Below are 18,468 nucleotides of genomic sequence, written 5' to 3'. Positions count from 1 at the left end.
GCGGATGAATTCGCGACTCAGTGGTTCATCATTTCGTCGAAGGCCTTTTGGGCGGCCTCGCCGTTCTTGACCCACCAGTCCGCGTTCGAGAACACCGAAGTGCCGGCATTTTCAGGCGCGGTCGCCAGGGTCTTCAAACGGTCGTTCGGGATGAGGCCACCCTCGTAGGCAGCAGGATTGACCGGACCATAGGCGATGAAATCGGTCAGCTTGGCCACGCGCGCGGGCTGCGTCATCGCCGCGATCAGCTTCATGGCCGCTTCCTTGTTCGGCGCTCCCTTCGGCACGCCAAGGCAGTCCGTGCCGATGACGGAACCCTTGAACGTGTAGTCAACCGCGCCGCCATCCGCCTTGACGGTTTGCGCCCGTCCGTTCCATGTAACGACCAGATCCGCCTCGGCGTCTTTCAGCAACTGCGCGGATTGGGCTCCCGAGGTCCACCAGACCGAGACGTTTGGCTTGATCGCTTCAAGCCGCTCGATGGCGCGATCCAGGCCCTCCGGCGTGCTGAGCACGGGATAGACGTCCGCCGGCGCCACGCCATCGGAGAGCAGCGCGATTTCGATCAGGTCCTGCGCATTGGCGCGCAGCGCGCGACGGCCCGGGAATTTGGCGACGTCCCAGAACTCCGCCCAGGTCTTCGGCGGAGTCTCGCCATAGGTCTTGGTGTTCCACGACATGACGGTGCCATAGGAGTCGAACGGATAGCAGTAGTCGGACCTTGCGCCGGCCGGCACGGAGTTGGGCTCGATGATCTTGTAGTCGAGCGGCTCCAGCAGCGACTGTGCGGCCGCCTGCGCGCCTTCCGGTGAGCCGAGATGGATGATGTCGGTGGTGACCGCGCCCGCGGTGACCTGCATCTTCAGTGCAGCCAGGCCGTCGCTCTGCGTCTCCTCGCGGACATCATAGCCAAGTTCCTTTGCAGCGGGGGCCCACATGGCCTCCTTCATGGCGTTGCCATAGTCGCCGCCCGCGGTCGTGATGGTGACTGATTGGGCATAGACGGGCACGGCAGCCGAGACTGCGATCGCTGCCAGCGAAATGCGTAGTAGCCTAGACATGAGTTCTCCTCCAGGATTGGTCGAAATATCGCCTTAGGTGGGCTTTTTTTGAAATCGTAACGTTACGATTGTCGTTAAACGCCTCGGAGTCAAGTGGCATTCAGGCGGACTCGTTCAGTTTCGGGGGCCTGTATTTAATCCTCGGGTCGAATCCGGTAACGTTACGACGCTCAGCAAAATCAGCCGGCGCTTTCGCAAAATCAGTCGGGCGACATGTCCAATCTAAAACAGATCGCGGCGGAACTTTCCCTTTCAGTGACCACGGTATCGCGCGCCCTGAAGGACGGGCCGGAAGTGCATCCCTCGACCGTGGCGCGGGTCAAGGAGGTGGCCAAGCGTGTCGGCTATGTCCCGAACCATTTCGGCCGCGCGCTCAAGACCGGACAAACCCTGACGCTGACGGCCGTGCTGCCGATGGAAACACGCGACTACCTGTCCGATCTAGCGAAGCTTCCCTTGATCGAAGGCATGACGCTGGCAGCGCGGCAGGCAGGCTACAGCCTGTCGATCTATTCCACCACGCCCGACGACGATCCCGTCGACAGCGTGCAGCGCCTGCTTCAGGCGCGTAGCGCGGACGGCCTGATCATTACGCGCATGGTCTCGGGCGATCCGCGCGTCAAGCTGCTGCTGGATCAGCGCATACCTTTCGTCGCGTTTGGAAGAACCGACCTGGACATCGTGTATCCCTATGTCGACATCGACAATGAGCAGATCGCCTACGACGCGACCCGGCGGCTGATGAACAAGGGCTGTCGACGCATTGCCCTACAACTTCTCGTGCAGAAAGATCAGGCGAGCGCCATGCGTCTCGCCGGCTATCGAAGGGCGATGGCCGAGGCCGGCATCCCGATCGACCAGTCGCTGATCGGTGACGGGACATTCACGATGGAATCGAGCGCGGCCTGGTTCGATCGCCTGCTGGCATCGGCAGATCCGCCGACGGGCTTGGCATGCGCCAACGAACTGGGCCTTCTGGGAGCGTTGCACACGCTCGGCAGGCGCGGTCTTGAGCCGGGCCGCGACATCCATATCGTCACCCGTGACAACACGCGTCTGGCGCGGTTCCTGCCGGCGAAGATCGGCGTTCATTCCGTCGACATGGCAGATGTCGGGCACAAGCTCATCGAGATCCTGGAGAGCCAGATCGCCAATCCGCTTGGGCCGATCGCGACAATCCTGCTGGAAGGCAGATTCGAGCCGGCCGAATAGTCCGCCAGCAGATTCAAACCGCATTTCTGCGGCCCCAGGCGATTCCGATCGGCGGCAAGGTGTTCTGGACATCACTCGGCCGGTGCGGCGCCCACCTGGCCGGCCACCTCCTGGTCCAGTTCGCCGAGGAATTCCACGATGCGGGCGGCATTGTCGCCGAGGTCGTATTGGCCGTAGCGCGAGGCGGACCGCATGTCGACGACGACGGTGTCGCCGTCGTCGGTCACACGGATCGCGACATCGGCCGGAAGGCTCAGCACGAAGCTTTTGGCGAGCGCATTGATCGTCACTTCGCTTTGCCCGTCGGTTTCAGGATATGGCGCCTGAAGCTGCCAGTCGCGCCGGTCGAGCACGGTCTCGACTGCATCGACGACGGTTTCGAAGGGCAAATTGTAGCTGCGACTGGTGACTAAAGGATAGGCATCGCCTTGCAGGATCTGCTCGCCTGGCGTCGGCGTCGATAGAACGTTCATGCCCTTGGTGCGGTCAGACGTGTCGATCGCCGGCGGATCGTCGAAATCGGTCGAGATGTCGCTCAACGGCGGCGAAATCGTCGCCCAATAGGCGGCGGCGCCGTAAGGGGCGAGCACCAGAAGCGCCAGCAGGGCGCCGACGGAGAGATCGCGGCCGCCGCGGTCGCCGAAATTCCACAGCCTGGAGAAGGCAAGTCCGGCGAACAAAAGGGCAAAGGCGGCGAGCAGCGCGACGATCGCCAATACCCAGAGGAAAACAGGCGTTTCGACGAGGTCGAATCGGTGGCCGACGAGCACTGTGAGCAGCAGGACCAGCGAAAAGGACGCTGTGCGCCGCGACCAGCCGGCCGCCCTCGACGTCTGTCGTTCAGGAATACTAACCATTCTCAGCCGCACCACCCCAAACCCGAACCGAGACTTAAAACGTTTTGGCTCAGGCTTGAAGCCGAAAGGCGCATCATGCCCATCAATCCGTCGGCAGGCGATAGTCCTTGAACTGCTCGCGCAAGGTGATCTTCTGGATCTTGCCGGTGGCGGTGTGCGGAATTTCGCCGACGAAGGCGACGTCGTCGGGCATCCACCATTTGGCCACCTTGCCGTTCATGAAATCGAGGATATCGGTCTTGCTCGGCTCCTTGCCGGGCTTGCGCACGACGACGAGCAAGGGCCGCTCGCCCCATTTGGAATGCGCAACCCCAATGGCCGCCGCCTCGGCGACATCGGGATGACCGACGGCGAGGTTTTCGAGATCGATGGTCGATATCCATTCGCCGCCCGATTTGATGACGTCCTTGGCGCGATCGGTGATCTGCATGTAGCCTCCCGGATCGATATGGGCGACATCGCCTGTGTCGAACCACCCTTCGGCGTCGAACTGCTCGGCGCCGACGCCGCCATAGTAGGCGCGTGCGATGGCTGGCCCGCGCACCTTGAGACGCCCGAAGGTCTTGCCGTCCCAGGGCATTGCCTTATCGTCGTCATCCGTCACCTTCATCTCGACGCCGAACGGCGGGTAGCCCTGCTTGCCTTGGATATCGAGCCGCGCCTCGCCCTTCAGCCCTTCATAGTCCGGCTTCATGGTGCACAGCGTGCCGAGCGGCGACATCTCGGTCATGCCCCAGGCATGGATGACCTGGACATCGTAACTGTCCTGGAATTTTTTGGTGATTGCGCGCGGACAGGACGAGCCGCCAATGACGACCTTGCCCAGATGGGGAAGTTTCTTGCCGGTTTCCTCCAGATATTGCAGCAGCATCATCCATACGGTCGGCACGGCGGCGCTGAAGGTCACCTTCTCGGTATCGAGCAGTTCGTAGATCGAGGCGCCGTCCATCTTGCAGCCGGGCATCACCAGCTTGGCGCCGATCATCGGCGCGCTCTGGCCAAGGCCCCAGGCATTGGCATGGAACATCGGCACCACCGGCAGGATGGTGTCGCGGGCCGAGATGCCCATGGCGTCGGGCATGGCAGCGATCATGGCGTGCAGCACGTTCGAACGATGGCTGTAGAGAACGCCCTTGGGATCGCCCGTCGTGCCCGAAGTGTAGCACATGCCGGCGGCGGTGTTTTCGTCGAAGGTCCTCCAGGCGAAGTCGCCGTCCGTCTCGGCCAGCCATTCCTCGTAGGCGACGGCGTTCGGCAATGCCGTCTCGGGCATGTGCGCGCTGTCGGTCAGCACGATCACACGCTTCAGCGATTTGACCGATCCGGCGATCTTCTCCAGCAGCGGCACGAATGTCAGGTCGACGAAGATTGCCTTGTCCTCGGCGTTGTTCATGATCCAGGCGATCTGCTCGGGGAAGAGCCGCGGATTGAGCGTGTGATAGATCGCACCGATCCCCATGATGCCGTACCAGGCCTCGATATGGCGTGCCGTGTTCCAGGCCAGCGTCGCGATGCGGTCGCCAAGCGCGAAACCGTCACGCTCAAGCCGTTGCGCCACTTTCAGGGCGAGGCGGTGGATTTCGGCGTAGGTGGTGCGCACGATCGGCCCTTCGATCGATCGCGACACGATCTCGCGGCTGCCATGCTGGCGTTCGGCATTGTCGATCAGCTTGTGGCAAAGCAGCGGCCATTCCTGCATCAATCCGAGCATGTCTGTTCCTCCCCTGCGCTTTTTCACGTCTACGCTTTTGCCCCATTGTGGGACGAACCGACGGATTGTCCAGCCATCCCGGTGCATTGGCCGAAATGACAAGGAAAACCGCCACAATCCGGCCATCGTCGGCGTTAAGCTCTGTTAATGGGTAGGGGTGCGATTGGCGAATGGAAGAGGTTCGCATGGACGCGCAGCTCGACGACAAGGCACTTGAAAACACACTTGCCGAAAGTCTGGCCGATTTGGTGCCTGACGCCAAAACCGTCTCCGAAGATGAATTCGTCGAGGTTGTCGGCGGCGCCCTCGAGGCGGTCGGCGGCACGCTGCTGTTCAAGATGTGCGTCGACAATGGCGGCGAAGGCCAGCATGTCGCAGCGGCATGCGTGGGAGATGGCGGCAACCGCCAGTTCCTGCTGCTGACCCTGCCAACGGTCGGCGGCGCGCTGAAGGTCGAGACGGCGTCGAGAAGCACCAATCCGGTGGCCGGCATCGCTGCCGCCTATGCCGGGCTGATGGATGTGTTCAAGACCGCAGCCTGAAAGTTTCTCGGGACAAGGCTAGTTGACCGCGGGCCAGGCGTGGATTTGGCTTGGCCTTGCACTTGGCGCTTGCCCGACACACCTATTCCGGACGGCGCCCCATGCCGGACAAGGAAAACCCGCCAATGGACAAGATCGCAAATCCCGCACCCGGCTTCCAGCGCAATCCTGACAAGGTGATCACCATCGAGCCCTATCACGGCACTGTCAGGGTGCGTGCCGGCGAAACGGTGATCGCCACGTCGACGACCGCAAAGCTCCTGTCGGAGCCGCCCTATGCTCAGGTTCTCTACATTCCCTTCGACGACATCGATTTCAGCCGGTTGGCCAAGACCGAGCACTCGACGCACTGCCCTTACAAGGGAGATGCCAGCTATTGGAGCGCACTGCCGGCTGGAGAGGCCGGCAAGGACGCGATGTGGGCCTATGAGCGCCCCTTCGACGAGATGACGGAGATCCGCAATCACGGCGCCTTTTATCCCAGCAAGGTGACGATCGAAGCCACGCCGGCCTAAGCGTTCCGAGTCGAGCACTCACCCAAGGGTGCATGCGTTGAGACTCAAATCAGGCTGATCCGATCAGTCGGTGGTGCCGTCATTGCCTACGCCATCGGCTTCATCGAGCCGCACGAAGGTCAGGCCCTTTTGCTTGAGCGACAGCAGGCCCTGCACCACGCCTTCGCCGGCGGCATGGGTGGGCTGGTTGATATGGGCGATGATGACGTCGCCATCCTTGGCGGCGGCGATGCGCCGGGCGGTTTCCTTCGCACCCAGCAAAGAGCCGCCGTCGCCGTTGATCGAAAAGCCGGCGATCTTGAAGCCAAGCTTGCGGATCATGGCGATGGCGGATGGGCTGTATTCGGCGGTCGCCCCGCGAAACCATTTCGGCGCCGGCTCGCCGGTGCGGGCGAGGGCTGCGGTGCCCGATTCGACTTCGGCCAGCACGGCCTCGGGACTGCCGGCGCTGCGGATGCCATAGATTTTTCGCGGCGTGTCGACTGCCGGAATATGGCGGCCGCCATGGTTCTCCAGTTCGAACAAATCGGGGTGCGCGCGCATGATCTCGATCGCCGCTTCATTGCGCTTCAGCCAGATGCCGGTGACGAAAATCGTCGCCGGGATCCTGTTGTCGACCAGCGCCGAGAGTATCCTGGTGTCGGTCTGGCCGCCGCAGGCGTCCAGCGTCAGCGCCACGCGGCCGCTGCCGGCCCGCGGCGTCAAATGCAGCGTAGGTTCGAGAAGCGGTGCGGTGTGACCTGCCGACACGGTGCAGGCCGAGATCGCTATCGCGCAAAGATGTTTTCCGAGCAGGCGCATGATTGATTTCCGGACAGATATAGAAGCGGATCCCTGCGGGAGCCGCGCCAAGAAGACCCGCATCAAGGCGAAAATCGGGACGGCGCGCATGCCAAAAGCGGCCGTGGCGACAATTTCCTGGCGTGTGACTTGTCAGCGAGTGGCGCGAACCACGGGTGGCGGTTGCACAGCGACGTCGGTCTGCGCCAGGATTTCGCGCACGGCCTCGATGACAGGCTCGACCTCCAGGCGCCAAACGCAGCAGGATTTGCTTGGGTCCGGCGAACGGCACAGATCGCGCGCCACGCATTCGCACGGCATGGAAGGCTGGAGGCAAATGCTCGGCGCGCCGACCGGCGCCCAGCGTGTTGGCCTTGTCAGGCCGAAAAGGCCAACAACAGGGGTTCCCGCCGCAGCGGCCATATGCATCGGGCCGCTCTCATTGCCGAGGAACAGCCGCGCTTCCTCCAGCAATGCCAGCAGCGTTTCGAGCGACAGGACGCCGACGAGGTTGACGACGGCCGATGCGGTCCCGGCGACGATCCGTTCAGCCGGCTTGCGCTCGTCCGGGCCGCCGACAAGCACGAAGTCCAGCCCGGTCTCGCGCGAGATTTCGTCAATCACGGCGGCGAAGCGCTCCGGCTGCCATTGCCGACCGCGGAAGCTCGCTCCGGCATGCACCGCGACGAAGGCGTTTCGCCGGAGCCCGTGCCTGTTCAGTAAGTCCTGGACGCGAGCCGTTTCCAGCGGCAGCGGCTTGATCGAAGGCGTTCTGACGCGCAGATCGATCTCAAGCGCCTCCAGCGGCGAAAGGTAGCGGTAGAGATAGTGCCTTTCACCGTAGCCGAACCGCGTGACCCGAATGTTTGCCGGATTGCGCTCGTACCAGCGCAAGGGCCTGTCAGTCGGGTGATAGCCTACCCTGGTCCTGGCGTTGACGAGCCTGACGACGACCCGAGAGGTTTTCGAATCGCTCAGGTCGATCGTCATGTCGAAGCGGTGCTGACGCAGCCTGCGCACCATCGAATAGAGCTCACGCCCGCGTTGCAGCGGTGAACCACGCAGGCGCGCGCGGCTGAAGGTGACGACGTCGGAGGCTATGCCGTGGGCGGTAAGGAAACTTGCGAAGTGCGCCTCGCAGAGGAATACGATCCCGACGCCCGGATATTCGAGCTGCAGGTTTTTCGCCAGCGTGGAGGCGAGGACAATATCGCCCATGTACTTGGTCTGGAGGATCAGGATCGAGCGGACGGGAGCGGGGGAAAACTGTAGCATCTGTTTCGGGCACCGGGGGTCGGGCTTGGGAAACTGGGCGGAAACGATGTCGAGATTGAGGACCGTCACGCGCAACTTCGCGTGACTTTGCTCACAAAATCGTAAGTTGGCAACCGCGCAGCCGGAGCCAATCGACAGTCATCGATCGGTCATCCATGGCAATAGTCGCGGCCATCAGGCGCGCGGCGCAGATGCCTTTGCCACCAGCACCGCTGCCTGCGCGGCGGCCAGCCTGGCGATCGGCACGCGGTAGGGCGAGCACGACACATAGTCGAGACCGACCTCCTCGCAGAAGCGGATCGAAGCGGGATCGCCGCCATGCTCGCCGCAAATGCCGAGCTTGATCTCGGGCCTGGTCGCCCTGCCCTTTTCGGCCGCCATGCGCACCAGTTCGCCGACGCCGTCTATGTCGAGCGACACGAACGGATCCTGCTCGATGATGCCTTTCTGGCGATAGGTCTCCAGGAACGAGGCGGCATCGTCACGCGAGATGCCGAAGGTGGTCTGGGTCAGGTCGTTTGTACCGAAGGAGAAGAATTCGGCCGCCTCGGCGATGACATGGGCGCGGATCGCGGCGCGCGGCAGTTCGATCATCGTGCCGGTGAGATAGTCGATCTTGATGCCGGTCTCTTCCATGACGCTCTTGGCGACGGCATCGATCCTCGCCTTGACGTAGTCTAGCTCCTTCACCAGGCCGACCAGCGGCACCATGATTTCGGGAACCACCAGCGCGCCGGCCTTCTGGCCGGCCTCTACGGCGGCCTCGAAGATGGCGCGCGCCTGCATTTCGGCGATCTCGGGATAGGAGACAGCCAGGCGGCAACCGCGATGGCCGAGCATCGGATTGAACTCGTGCAGGGCTTCGGTGCGCTGCCTGAGCTTTTCCGGCGACACGTTCATGGCGGCGGCGACTTCGGCCACTTCGCCTTCAGTCTTGGGCAGGAATTCGTGCAGCGGCGGATCGAGCAGGCGGATGGTCACCGGCAGGCCGGCCATGATCTCGAACAGTTCGAGGAAATCCGAGCGCTGCATCGGCAGCAGCTTGGCAAGGGCGGCGCGCCGGTCCTTCTCGGTGTCGGCCAGGATCATCTCGCGCATGGCGACGATGCGGTCGCCGTCGAAGAACATATGCTCGGTGCGGCAGAGACCGATGCCTTCGGCGCCGAAGGAGCGCGCCATGCGCGCATCGAGCGGGGTTTCGGCATTGGTGCGAACCTTCATGCGGCGCGCGGCGTCGGCCCATTCCATGATGGCGGCGAAATCGCCGGACAGTTCGGGCTGCAGCATCGGCACCGCGCCCTTCAGCACCTGGCCGTTGCCGCCGTCGATGGTGATGATGTCGCCCTTGCGGAAGGTCTGTCCCATCGCCATCAGCGTGCCGGTCTTGTAGTCGACGCGCAGCGAGCCGGCGCCGGACACGCAAGGCTTGCCCATGCCGCGCGCCACCACCGCGGCATGGCTGGTCATGCCGCCGCGCGTGGTCAGGATGCCTTCCGCGGCGTGCATGCCGTGGATGTCCTCGGGGCTGGTCTCGATCCGCACCAGGATCGCCTTGCGGCCTTGCGCCTTGGCGTCCTCGGCATCGCCTGAGGAAAAGACGATCTCGCCGGTGGCGGCGCCCGGCGAAGCCGGCAGGCCGATGCCGATCACGTCACGCGCGGCCTTCGGATCGATGGTCGGATGCAGCAGCTGGTCTAGCGAGGCGGGATCGATGCGGGCGACCGCCTCCTCCTTGGTGATCAGGCCATCCCTGGCCATCTCGACGGCGATCTTGAGCGCCGCCTTGGCGGTGCGCTTGCCGGAGCGGGTCTGCAGCATCCACAATTTGCCGCGCTCGATGGTGAATTCGAGGTCCTGCATGTCGCGGTAGTGCTTTTCCAGGCTGTCGGAGATGGTGACGAAGGACTGGAAGGCGTCCGGCATCAGCTTCTGCAGCGACGGCTTGTCGGAGCCGGCGGCAATGCGGGCAGCTTCGGTGATGTTCTGCGGCGTGCGGATGCCGGCAACGACGTCCTCACCCTGCGCATTGACCAGGAATTCGCCATAGAGCTGCTTTTCGCCGGTCGAAGGGTTACGGGTGAAGGCGACGCCAGTGGCCGAGGTATCGCCCATATTGCCGAACACCATGGCCTGGACGTTGACCGCCGTGCCCCAGCTTTCGGGTATGTCGTGCAGGCGCCGGTAGGTGATGGCGCGGTTGTTCATCCAGCTCGAAAACACCGCGCCGATCGCGCCCCACAGCTGCTCGTTCGGATCCTGCGGAAACGGCTTGCCGAGCTCCTCCTCCACCTTGGCCTTGTAGAGCGCGATCACGCCCTGCCATTCCAGCGCCGTCAGTTCGGTGTCGAGTTCGTGGCCGAGGCTCGCCTTCTGGTCCTCGAGGATCTCCTCGAACACGTCATGGTCGAGGCCCATGACGACGTCGGAATACATCTGGATAAAACGGCGGTAGCTGTCATAGGCGAAGCGCGCATCGCCGGAATCGGCGGCCAGCGCCTCGACGGTCTCGTCGTTGAGGCCGAGATTGAGCACGGTGTCCATCATGCCGGGCATCGAGGCGCGGGCGCCTGAGCGCACTGAAACCAGCAGCAGCTTCGACGGGTCGCCGAAACGGCGCTCGGTCAGCCGGCCGATATGGTCCAGCGCCACCGTGACATTTGATTCCAGCTCAGCCGGATAGGTACGGCCGTTGGCGTAATAGGCGTTGCAGACCTCGGTGGTGATGGTGAAGCCAGGCGGCACCGGCAGGCCGAGGCTGCACATCTCGGCCAGGTTAGCGCCCTTGCCACCCAGAAGGTTGCGGTCGCCGGCACGGCCTTCCGCCGCGCCATCGCCGAAGGTGTAAACCCACTTGGTCATGCTCGCCCTCCAGATGCCGGAGATTGGAAAGATCGGCGGAACCTGGACGATGGCCCAGGTTCCGACGCGCCTTAGATCGAGCGATATGATGCTGCACTGCGAAAGGCAAGGCAGGGCAAAGTCGGCGAGCGCCTACAATCGATTAAGAAAAACCCCTACAACCGATTAAAGCGAAGGCTGCGTCAAAAGACTTGCGGCATCGGAGGTAACGGAATAGAACATAACAAGAACATTGTATGGAGCGGCGTCATGAAACTGACCGGAAAACTCGACTATCTGGAAATGCCGGCGACCGGAGGTACGCTGGACAGTGTGAAGGCTTTCTACAGCGCCGCCTTTTCCTGGTCGTTCACCGATTACGGGCCGACCTATTCGGCCTTTGCCGAAGGGCTCGACGGCGGTTTTCAGGCCGATGCCGGCGAAGCCCCAGCCAAACCGCTGCCCGTGCTTTATTCCCAGGATCTGGAAGAAACGCTCGCCGCCGTCGAAAATGCCGGCGGCACCATCATCAAGCCGATCTTCTCGTTCCCGGGCGGCCGGCGCTTCCATTTCATCGATCCGGCCGGCAACGAAATGGCGGTCTGGAGCGAGTAGACGCCGCTCCTGGCCGCGGCTGTGGACTGCGAAATCAGGTGGGCGACACCACCCTTCATTGCCATTGTGCTTTTTGGCTGCTCTGCTAATAACGCGCCGCACAAGCGACTCTGATGGCTATTGGGGCGTCGCCAAGTGGTAAGGCATCGGTTTTTGGTACCGACATTCCCAGGTTCGAATCCTGGCGCCCCAGCCAAACCTGCCAACAAAAAATGAGATCAAATCCGGGCTGCTCGCCCGGCCACCTCAGCTCGCCTCGCGCATCGCCTCGGCGGCTTGCAGGTCGACCGAGACCAGCTGGCTGACGCCCTGCTCGGCCATGGTCACGCCGAACAGCCGGTCCATGCGCGCCATGGTGATCGGGTTGTGGGTGATGATGACGAAGCGCGTCTCGGTGGTCTTGGCCATCTCGTCCATGAGATTGCAGAAGCGCTCGACATTGTGGTCGTCGAGCGGCGCGTCGACTTCGTCGAGCACGCAGATCGGCGCCGGATTGGTGAGGAAGACGGCAAAGATCAGCGACATCGCCGTCAGCGCCTGCTCGCCGCCGGAGAGCAGCGTCATGGTCTGCGGCTTCTTGCCGGGCGGGCGGGCGAGGATCTCGAGCCCGGCCTCGAGCGGATCTTCGGATTCGATCAGCTGGAGTTCGGCCGTGCCGCCGCCGAACAGATGCGAGAACAGCCGCTGGAAATGGCCGTTGACCACCTCGAAGGCGGCGAGCAGCCGCTCGCGTCCCTCGCGGTTCAGGCTCTGGATCGCTTGCCTGAGCTTGCGGATCGCCTCGATGATATCCTCGCGCTCGGAAACGATGGTCTCCAACCGGTCGGACAGTTCCTTCTGCTCTTCCTCGGCGCGCAGATTGACAGCGCCGAGCCGTTCGCGTTCGATCTTCAGCCGGTCGAGCTGGCGCTCGATCTCGGCCATTTCGGGCATCGGGTCGTCGGCCTCCAGTCCGGTATGGCGGATGACCAGATGCGGCGGCGTGTTCAGCGTTTCCTGAATGCGCGCCTCGACCTCCAGCCGCCGCTCGTCGGCCGCCGTCAGTCGCTCCTCGGCGCGGACGCGGGATTCACGGGCTTCGGCCAGCGACTGGATCGCCGCCGTTGCGGCCTTATCGAGTTCGGCCTGCTTGTTTTCGGCTTCCTGCAGGCGATCGCCCGCCGCCTGGCGCAGCGACTCGGCTTCGGCGAGCTGCGACAGCAGCGCGCGCCGCTTGGCATCGATCTCGTCGGGCGCGTCGGCCAGCCGCTCGCGCTCGGTCTCGGCTTCGGCCTTGCGCTCGCCAAGGGCGGCGATCTGGGTCGAGGCGTTCTCGGCCCGCTCCAGCCAGTTGCGGCGTTCGGCACCAATGGCTTCGAGGCGGCGCGCACGCGCCTCGGCTTCCCGCCGCAACCCTTCATGGACGGCACGCGCATCGGCCAGAGTGGCACGGTCTTTTGCGACATTGGCCGAGGACTGTTCGAGCTGCAGTTGCAGGTCGCCAAGATCGGGCGCGCTCTGCAGCAGCATTTCCGCCTCGACGAAGGCGGCCGCCGTCTCTTCATGGCTGTCGACGACGCGGGCGCGCGCCTCGTCGAGGGCAGCGCGCCGGCTCACCAGTTCGCCGCCGGCCTTTTCGGCCTCGGCCAGCACGTTACGGGCGGCGTCCAGTCCGTGCTGGGCATCACGGCCCGCCTGCCTGGCATTGCGCTCGGCCTCGCTCGTCTGGCGAAGCGCCTGCTCGGCCAAGGCAAGGGCTACTTCGGCCTCGCGCAGGACGAGGGTCGCCTGGACCGCCTCGGCGTCGAGTTCGGCCAGCCGGTTCTTCTGGGCCAGCCGCTGCGCGGCCGCGGTCGGCGCGTCGGCGCTGGCGGTCAGCCCGTCCCAGCGCCACAGCGCGCCTTCACGGCTGACCAGCCGCTGTCCCGGAGCCAACAGGGCCTGCAACCGCCGGCCGTCCGCGGCGTCGACAATGCCGATCTGCGCCAAGCGGCGGGCAAGCTGTGCCGGGGCACGAACCACGCTGGCAAGGCTCCTGATGCCTTCCGGCAGCGCGGCATCGCCGGGCTGAACCTGGCTTTCGCCCCAATGCACAGGGGCGCTGCGGTCGAGCGGCACGTCGAGATCCTCGCCAAGCGCTGCGCCCAGCGCTGTCTCATAGCCGCGCTCGACGCTGAGTTGTTCGAGAACGGAGGGGAAGAGATCGCCACTCGCGGCATTCAAAATCTTCGCCAGCGTGCGGGCTTCGGTCTCGATGCGCGCCAACTCGGCCTTGGCATCCTGCAGCGGCGGGCGGGCGGCACTTTCGGCCGCGCGCGCCTCGGCGACGGCCTGTTCGGCCGATATCGCATTGGCCTCGGCCTGTTCCAGCAGCGCCTGGGCGTCCTCGACCAGAAGCCGCTTCTCGGCGGGATCGGGCAGGCCGGCGACCTTGGAAATTATCTCTGACAGCTCGCGGTCGACCTCGGCAAGCTGGCGGGCGAAGCGGTCGCGCCGCTCGGCGGTCTCGCGCAAGGTGCGCTCGATCTGGTTGCGCGAGGCGGCCGCTTCGGCGCGTTCGGCGGTCAGCGCGGCAAGCTTCGCTTCGCTCTGCGAGAGCGTGGCTGCCGCTTGCTCAAAGGCGCCACGCGTGGTGGCCTCGCGCTCGGCGGCACCGGCATTTTCGGAATTGAGCGTAGCTTCCTCGGTGCGAAGGCGTTCGAGGATATCGGCGTTGTCGCGCACCATCCGCTCCTCGCGGGCGATGTCGCCGTCAAGCTGCTGCAGCCGGCGCTCGAGTTCGGCCTGGCGGGCACGGATGCGGCCCGCCTCCTCCTCGATCTGCGTCTTGGCGATCGACAGGCGCTGGAAGGCAGCGGCAGCGGCAGCTTCCGCGTCGCGCAGATCTGGCAGCCGGTGGGCGCCGATGCCTTGCTCCCTTGCGGCCGCCATCTGGGCGGCGGCGCGGTCGCCGACCAGCGTCGTGGCAACCGCCAGCGCCGAACGCGCCTCGCCTTCCTGGGTCTTGGCCAGCGTCCAGCGCAGATGCAGCAGCGTCGCCTCGGCCTTGCGGATGTCGGCCGACAGGTTCTTGAAGCGCGAGGCTTGGCGCGCCTGGCGCTTCAGGCTTTCGATCTGGCTTTCCAACTCGCCGACGACGTCGTCCAGCCGTTCCAGGTTCTGCTCGGCCGCCTTCAGCCGAAGCTCGGCCTCGTGGCGACGCGTGTGCAGGCCGGAAATGCCTGCCGCTTCTTCCAGCAGAGCGCGGCGCGCCTGGGGCTTCGCCTGGATCAGTTCGCCGATGCGGCCCTGCCCGACCATCGAGGGCGAGCGGGCACCGGTCGACTGGTCGGCGAACAGAAGCTGCACGTCCTTGGCGCGGGCTTCCTTGCCATTGATGCGGTAGAGCGAGCCGGCCTCGCGTTCTATGCGGCGCGACACCTGCAGCTCATCGGCGTCGTTGAAGGCCGAAGGCGCGGTGCGGTCACTGTTGTCGAGGAAAAGCGTGACTTCGGCGGTGTTGCGGGCCGGGCGCGTTCCCGAGCCGGAAAAGATCACGTCGTCCATGCCGGACGCGCGCATGTTCTTGTAGGAGCTTTCGCCCATCACCCAGCGCAGCGCCTCGACGAGGTTCGACTTGCCGCAGCCGTTCGGCCCGACAATGCCGGTCAGGCCGCGTTCGATGACGAACTCGCCGGGTTCGACGAAGGATTTGAAACCGAGAAGGCGAAGGCGCGAAAACTTCATTCGCGCCGCCCCGCAAGCCGTTTCAGCAGAAGTATTCCGCGGTTGAACCCGCGGCAAGGCATAGGCGTGCGCACGCCGAAGCGCAGCCGCTTCGGCGCTGCCTGGACGTCAGAGCAGAGGGTCGAGGATGGCCGACACTTCCTCAATCGACATCGCCCCTTTGTAGGTCTTTCCATTGATGAAGAAGGTCGGCGTCGAGTCGACCTTGAATTCATCGGCGCCGCGCTTCTGGACCGCTCTCACATCGTCCAGAAGTTTCTGGTCCGTCAAGCAGGCCTCGAAGGACTCCTGTGTAAAACCGGCGAGCTTCGAGATTTGCAGCAATGCGTCCTTGGTGTTGTTGACGCCAACCCAGTTGGCCTGTTGCTTGAACAGCACGTCCACCATCGGGAAATAGTTATCCTTGGCGCAGCGCGCCAGCATGAAACCGGCCTCGGCGCTCGGATCGAACGGAAATTCGCGCAGGATGTAGCGGGCCTTGCCGGTGTCGATGTATTTCGTCTTCAACTCAGGGAAGGTCGTCTCGTTGAAATGCGCGCAATGCGGGCAGGTCATCGAGGCGTATTCGACGATGGTGACCTTGGCGTCGTCCTTGCCGAGCTGCTTGTCGGGCAACGCGCCGGGCTTCAGCAGTTCGGCCATGTCGACCGTGCCCTGCGCTTCCGGCACCTTGACGGCGGCCGGCGTGGCTGGTGTCGCAGGGGTGGCGGGAGCGGCAGGCTTCACATCCGCCGCTTTGGCCTCCTCATCCGAGTCGCTGCAAGCGGCAAGCAGAACCACAGCCGGAACGGCGGCCAGCGAAGACAAGAGGTTTCTGCGAGACAAGCTTTGGCCAAACGGGGAACGGTTCATGCGAATCACCTGACAATAGTTGGATTTTGCAATGCAAAGGCTAGAAAAGGCGAGAGTTAGCGCGAATTAAGGCATCGCTGTCCCCATTCCAATCGCCAAAGACTATATGCATGATCACGAATGCGCGAGATAGATGACGCGTTCATGACCCGCGCGGTTTCCTTTCGCCAAGAATAGTGGCGCCGAGCCGTTCCAGCGAGGCGCGCAAGCCATCGTCTTCGATCTTACCGACCGTATCGGACAATTTGGCCTTCTCGGCTGATGTCAGCGGCCTGAGAGCCGGTTTCGGCCGGGCTTTTTCGGTCAGCACCGGCTTCTGCAGGATCTTGATGCGGCCGATGGCATTGAACCCGAGGAAAGCATTGACGCGGTTGATGATCTCGCCGGCCTCGTGCTGCAAATGCAGCGCGGCCATGCCCTCGCAGGCGATGACCAGCACCGCCGGCTCGAATGGATCGTCCTCATGCAGGCGGCGCGGCCACTGGATCTTCTCGGGGCGCGAACGGCCGGCAAGCCGGGGTCCGGCGATCTCCTCCCATGACTGGACCAGCCCAATCGAGATGCCGGCGCGCTTGCGCAGCACCGGATCAAGGATCTCGGTCGCGAGATCGCTCACCGGAACGGGATTGCCGAAGGGCTTTTTCCCTGCCATGTGCGTTCTCCAGTCACCACCCTAACCTAGCCAGGTCAGTTCCGATCAATGGCACCGCTCGCCCAGCCTCGCAAGACCGCATCCGGGGAGAGCGGCAAGGCCGCCTCCGAGGACAGCAGCAAAGCTGCGTCGGGAGATACCAGCAAAGCTGGATCTGGTGGGATCGCGCCCCACCTGCTTGCCTGGTACGACGCGCATCACCGCGAATTGCCGTGGCGCATTGCGCCGCGCGCGCTGGCGTCAGGTACAAAACCCAATCCCTACCGCGTCTGGCTGTCCGAGGTCATGCTGCAGCAGACCACGGTCGAGGCGGTCAAAGCCTATTTTCGCGCTTTCGTCGAGAAATGGCCTGATGTCGAGGCTCTGGCCGCTGCGTCGACGGAAGACGTGATGAAGGCGTGGGCCGGGCTCGGCTACTATTCACGGGCGCGCAATCTCAAGGCCTGCGCCGATCTCGTGGCGCGGCGTGGCGGCAGCTTTCCGGACGGCGAAGCTAGCCTCAGGGAACTGCCGGGGATCGGCGCCTATACCGCGGCGGCGATCGCGGCGATTGCCTTCGACCGACCGGCGGCCGTCGTCGACGGCAATGTCGAACGGGTCGTCTCCCGGCTGTTTTCGATCGCAACGCCTCTCAGCGAAGCGAAGGGCGAGATCCGCGCGCTTGTCGAGCGCATGGTTCCGGACAAAAGACCGGGCGACTTCGCCCAGGCGATGATGGATCTCGGCGCGACGATCTGCACGCCGCGTAGGCCACGCTGCATGCTGTGCCCGCTGCGGGCGGATTGCAGCGCCATTCTTTCAGGCGATCCCGAACGCTTCCCGGTTCGCTTGCCGAAGGCGGAAAAACCCTTGCGGCGCGGAGCAGCGTTCGTGGCAGTCAGAAGCGACGGCGCCATCCTGTTGCGCAAGCGCCCGGACAAGGGCTTGCTCGGCGGCATGACCGAGGTGCCGACAACGGCCTGGACGGCGCGGATGGACGGCGCGACTACGGCGGCTGCGGCGCCGTTTGCCGCCGACTGGCGGCGTGCCGGGCAGATCGCGCATGTTTTCACCCATTTCGCGCTCGAACTCGACGTCTTTCATGCGCAGATGAGCGGCGACACCCCAGCCGGCCATTTCTGGTCGCTGCCATCGGACATTTCAGGCGAGGCGTTGCCGACTGTCATGAAAAAGGCAATCGAGGCTGCGATACCCGGCGCGACGAAAAAGCCGTCGCCACATACCGCAAAGAGGCCTGCATGACTGAAATCCGCCACATCGTTTTCGACATCGGCAGAGTGCTGATCCATTACGATCCGAATATCCCGTTCAGCCGCCTGATCCCGGATGCCGAAGAGAGAAAGTGGTTTTTCGACAATGTCTGCACCAGCGACTGGAACATCGAGCAGGACCGTGGCCGGACCTGGGAAGAGGCGGAGGCGCTGCTGATCGCCGAACACCCCGATCATGCTGAAAATATTCGCAATTTCCGCCGCCACTGGCACGACATGGTGCCGCATGCTTATGACGACAGCGTCGCCATCATGGAGAAGCTGATCGACACTGGCCATGACGTGACCATGCTGACCAATTTTGCCACCGACACGCTTGCCGAAGCCCGGCAGCGCTTCGATTTTCTGAACCATCCGCGCGGCGTGACAGTGTCGGGCGACATCCGCCAGATCAAGCCTGACCGCGCCATCTACGATCATCACGTCGCCGCGTTCGGCCTCGAACCCGAAGCGACGCTGTTCATCGACGACAGCCAGAAGAATGTCGACGGCGCCAAGGCTGCCGGCTGGCAGGCGGTGCTGTTCACCGACGCCGAAACGCTCAAGGCGGACCTCGAGCGCCTTGGGATCAAGGTGAGCTGA

The 18,468-nt window shown here is 63.9% G+C and carries 15 protein-coding genes and 1 tRNA gene; 7 read left to right on the top strand and 9 right to left on the bottom strand.

All coding sequences use genetic code 11. From position 1 onward, the window contains the following. Positions 1 to 17 precede the first annotated feature (17 nt). On the bottom strand, positions 18 to 1,061 hold the full coding sequence (locus ACFX5Q_RS09580; RefSeq protein ID WP_404277246.1) for an ABC transporter substrate-binding protein: 1,044 nt from the start codon (positions 1,059 to 1,061) through the stop codon (positions 18 to 20). Positions 1,062 to 1,274: 213 nt separating this feature from the next. On the opposite strand from ACFX5Q_RS09580, the gene ACFX5Q_RS09575 reads away from it, so the two are divergent. Continuing rightward, a complete protein-coding gene (locus ACFX5Q_RS09575) occupies positions 1,275 to 2,273 on the top strand; it encodes a LacI family DNA-binding transcriptional regulator (protein ID WP_404277245.1) in 999 nt (332 codons plus the stop codon). A 71-nt stretch (positions 2,274 to 2,344) separates the two neighbouring features. Here the strand turns inward: ACFX5Q_RS09575 and ACFX5Q_RS09570 are convergent, their stop codons facing one another. Next, positions 2,345 to 3,130: a DUF1499 domain-containing protein gene (locus ACFX5Q_RS09570; protein WP_404277244.1), complete on the bottom strand. Its 786-nt coding sequence runs from the start codon at positions 3,128 to 3,130 to the stop codon at positions 2,345 to 2,347. An 82-nt stretch (positions 3,131 to 3,212) separates the two neighbouring features. Continuing rightward, positions 3,213 to 4,841, bottom strand: coding sequence for a fatty-acid--CoA ligase (locus ACFX5Q_RS09565; RefSeq protein WP_404277243.1), 1,629 nt, complete (start codon positions 4,839 to 4,841; stop codon positions 3,213 to 3,215). A 185-nt stretch (positions 4,842 to 5,026) separates the two neighbouring features. Here ACFX5Q_RS09565 and ACFX5Q_RS09560 point away from each other — a divergent pair, with 185 nt between their 5' ends. Further along, positions 5,027 to 5,383: a hypothetical protein gene (locus ACFX5Q_RS09560; protein ID WP_404277242.1), complete on the top strand. Its 357-nt coding sequence runs from the start codon at positions 5,027 to 5,029 to the stop codon at positions 5,381 to 5,383. A 125-nt stretch (positions 5,384 to 5,508) separates the two neighbouring features. Then, a complete protein-coding gene (locus ACFX5Q_RS09555) occupies positions 5,509 to 5,898 on the top strand; it encodes a DUF427 domain-containing protein (RefSeq protein ID WP_404277241.1) in 390 nt (129 codons plus the stop codon). Between the two features lie 63 nt (positions 5,899 to 5,961). On the opposite strand, the gene ACFX5Q_RS09550 is transcribed toward ACFX5Q_RS09555, so the two are convergent. The 3 genes from ACFX5Q_RS09550 to ppdK all read right to left on the bottom strand — a co-directional run bounded on the left by ACFX5Q_RS09550 (position 5,962) and on the right by ppdK (position 10,812). Further along, entirely contained in the window at positions 5,962 to 6,699 is a 738-nt protein-coding gene (locus ACFX5Q_RS09550; RefSeq protein WP_404277240.1) for a polysaccharide deacetylase family protein, read from the bottom strand. A gap of 132 nt (positions 6,700 to 6,831) precedes the next feature. Then, on the bottom strand, positions 6,832 to 8,022 hold the full coding sequence (locus tag ACFX5Q_RS09545) for a glycosyltransferase family 9 protein (protein WP_404277239.1): 1,191 nt from the start codon (positions 8,020 to 8,022) through the stop codon (positions 6,832 to 6,834). Positions 8,023 to 8,127: 105 nt separating this feature from the next. Continuing rightward, positions 8,128 to 10,812, bottom strand: a complete 2,685-nt coding sequence (gene ppdK, locus ACFX5Q_RS09540; protein WP_404277238.1) for a pyruvate, phosphate dikinase — start codon at positions 10,810 to 10,812, stop codon at positions 8,128 to 8,130. 249 nt (positions 10,813 to 11,061) lie between these two features. On the opposite strand from ppdK, the gene ACFX5Q_RS09535 reads away from it, so the two are divergent. After that, on the top strand, positions 11,062 to 11,406 hold the full coding sequence (locus ACFX5Q_RS09535; RefSeq protein ID WP_404277237.1) for a VOC family protein: 345 nt from the start codon (positions 11,062 to 11,064) through the stop codon (positions 11,404 to 11,406). Between the two features lie 121 nt (positions 11,407 to 11,527). Further along, positions 11,528 to 11,602, top strand: a tRNA-Gln gene (locus ACFX5Q_RS09530). Between the two features lie 50 nt (positions 11,603 to 11,652). On the opposite strand, the gene smc is transcribed toward ACFX5Q_RS09530, so the two are convergent. The 3 genes from smc to ACFX5Q_RS09515 form a co-directional block, all read right to left on the bottom strand. After that, positions 11,653 to 15,111 (bottom strand): chromosome segregation protein SMC, encoded by a 3,459-nt coding sequence (smc, locus tag ACFX5Q_RS09525; protein WP_404277236.1) that lies wholly within the window; start codon positions 15,109 to 15,111, stop codon positions 11,653 to 11,655. Positions 15,112 to 15,219: 108 nt separating this feature from the next. Next, on the bottom strand, positions 15,220 to 15,963 hold the full coding sequence (locus ACFX5Q_RS09520; RefSeq protein WP_404277235.1) for a DsbA family protein: 744 nt from the start codon (positions 15,961 to 15,963) through the stop codon (positions 15,220 to 15,222). A gap of 142 nt (positions 15,964 to 16,105) precedes the next feature. After that, positions 16,106 to 16,615: a DUF721 domain-containing protein gene (locus ACFX5Q_RS09515; RefSeq protein ID WP_404277234.1), complete on the bottom strand. Its 510-nt coding sequence runs from the start codon at positions 16,613 to 16,615 to the stop codon at positions 16,106 to 16,108. A 48-nt stretch (positions 16,616 to 16,663) separates the two neighbouring features. Between ACFX5Q_RS09515 and mutY the strand changes: the two genes are divergently transcribed. Together mutY and ACFX5Q_RS09505 are read left to right on the top strand one after the other, a co-directional pair. Continuing rightward, on the top strand, positions 16,664 to 17,857 hold the full coding sequence (gene mutY / locus ACFX5Q_RS09510; protein ID WP_404277233.1) for an A/G-specific adenine glycosylase: 1,194 nt from the start codon (positions 16,664 to 16,666) through the stop codon (positions 17,855 to 17,857). Continuing rightward, positions 17,854 to 18,468 (top strand): HAD family hydrolase, encoded by a 615-nt coding sequence (locus ACFX5Q_RS09505; protein ID WP_404277232.1) that lies wholly within the window; start codon positions 17,854 to 17,856, stop codon positions 18,466 to 18,468. Before mutY ends, ACFX5Q_RS09505 begins: the two co-directional genes overlap by 4 nt.

The sequence above is a fragment of the Mesorhizobium sp. IMUNJ 23033 genome (genome assembly GCF_044778005.1).
Lineage (GTDB): Bacteria > Pseudomonadota > Alphaproteobacteria > Rhizobiales > Rhizobiaceae > Mesorhizobium > Mesorhizobium amorphae_A.
The sequence above is the reverse complement of the archived record's forward strand: the minus strand, read 5'-3'. Positions and strand labels throughout refer to the sequence as shown.

What these genes read in the sequence shown, in the direction of transcription:
- ACFX5Q_RS09555 (WP_404277241.1), top strand. Translation starts at nt 5,509, where the DNA reads ATGGACAAGATCGCAAATCCCGCACCCGGCTTCCAGCGCAATCCTGAC.
- ACFX5Q_RS09570 (WP_404277244.1), bottom strand. Translation starts at nt 3,130, where the DNA reads ATGGTTAGTATTCCTGAACGACAGACGTCGAGGGCGGCCGGCTGGTCG.
- ACFX5Q_RS09550 (WP_404277240.1), bottom strand. Translation starts at nt 6,699, where the DNA reads ATGCGCCTGCTCGGAAAACATCTTTGCGCGATAGCGATCTCGGCCTGC.
- smc (WP_404277236.1), bottom strand. Translation starts at nt 15,111, where the DNA reads ATGAAGTTTTCGCGCCTTCGCCTTCTCGGTTTCAAATCCTTCGTCGAA.
- ACFX5Q_RS09565 (WP_404277243.1), bottom strand. Translation starts at nt 4,841, where the DNA reads ATGCTCGGATTGATGCAGGAATGGCCGCTGCTTTGCCACAAGCTGATC.
- ppdK (WP_404277238.1), bottom strand. Translation starts at nt 10,812, where the DNA reads ATGACCAAGTGGGTTTACACCTTCGGCGATGGCGCGGCGGAAGGCCGT.
- ACFX5Q_RS09520 (WP_404277235.1), bottom strand. Translation starts at nt 15,963, where the DNA reads ATGAACCGTTCCCCGTTTGGCCAAAGCTTGTCTCGCAGAAACCTCTTG.
- ACFX5Q_RS09575 (WP_404277245.1), top strand. Translation starts at nt 1,275, where the DNA reads ATGTCCAATCTAAAACAGATCGCGGCGGAACTTTCCCTTTCAGTGACC.
- ACFX5Q_RS09505 (WP_404277232.1), top strand. Translation starts at nt 17,854, where the DNA reads ATGACTGAAATCCGCCACATCGTTTTCGACATCGGCAGAGTGCTGATC.
- ACFX5Q_RS09560 (WP_404277242.1), top strand. Translation starts at nt 5,027, where the DNA reads ATGGACGCGCAGCTCGACGACAAGGCACTTGAAAACACACTTGCCGAA.
- ACFX5Q_RS09580 (WP_404277246.1), bottom strand. Translation starts at nt 1,061, where the DNA reads ATGTCTAGGCTACTACGCATTTCGCTGGCAGCGATCGCAGTCTCGGCT.
- ACFX5Q_RS09515 (WP_404277234.1), bottom strand. Translation starts at nt 16,615, where the DNA reads ATGGCAGGGAAAAAGCCCTTCGGCAATCCCGTTCCGGTGAGCGATCTC.
- ACFX5Q_RS09535 (WP_404277237.1), top strand. Translation starts at nt 11,062, where the DNA reads ATGAAACTGACCGGAAAACTCGACTATCTGGAAATGCCGGCGACCGGA.
- mutY (WP_404277233.1), top strand. Translation starts at nt 16,664, where the DNA reads ATGGCACCGCTCGCCCAGCCTCGCAAGACCGCATCCGGGGAGAGCGGC.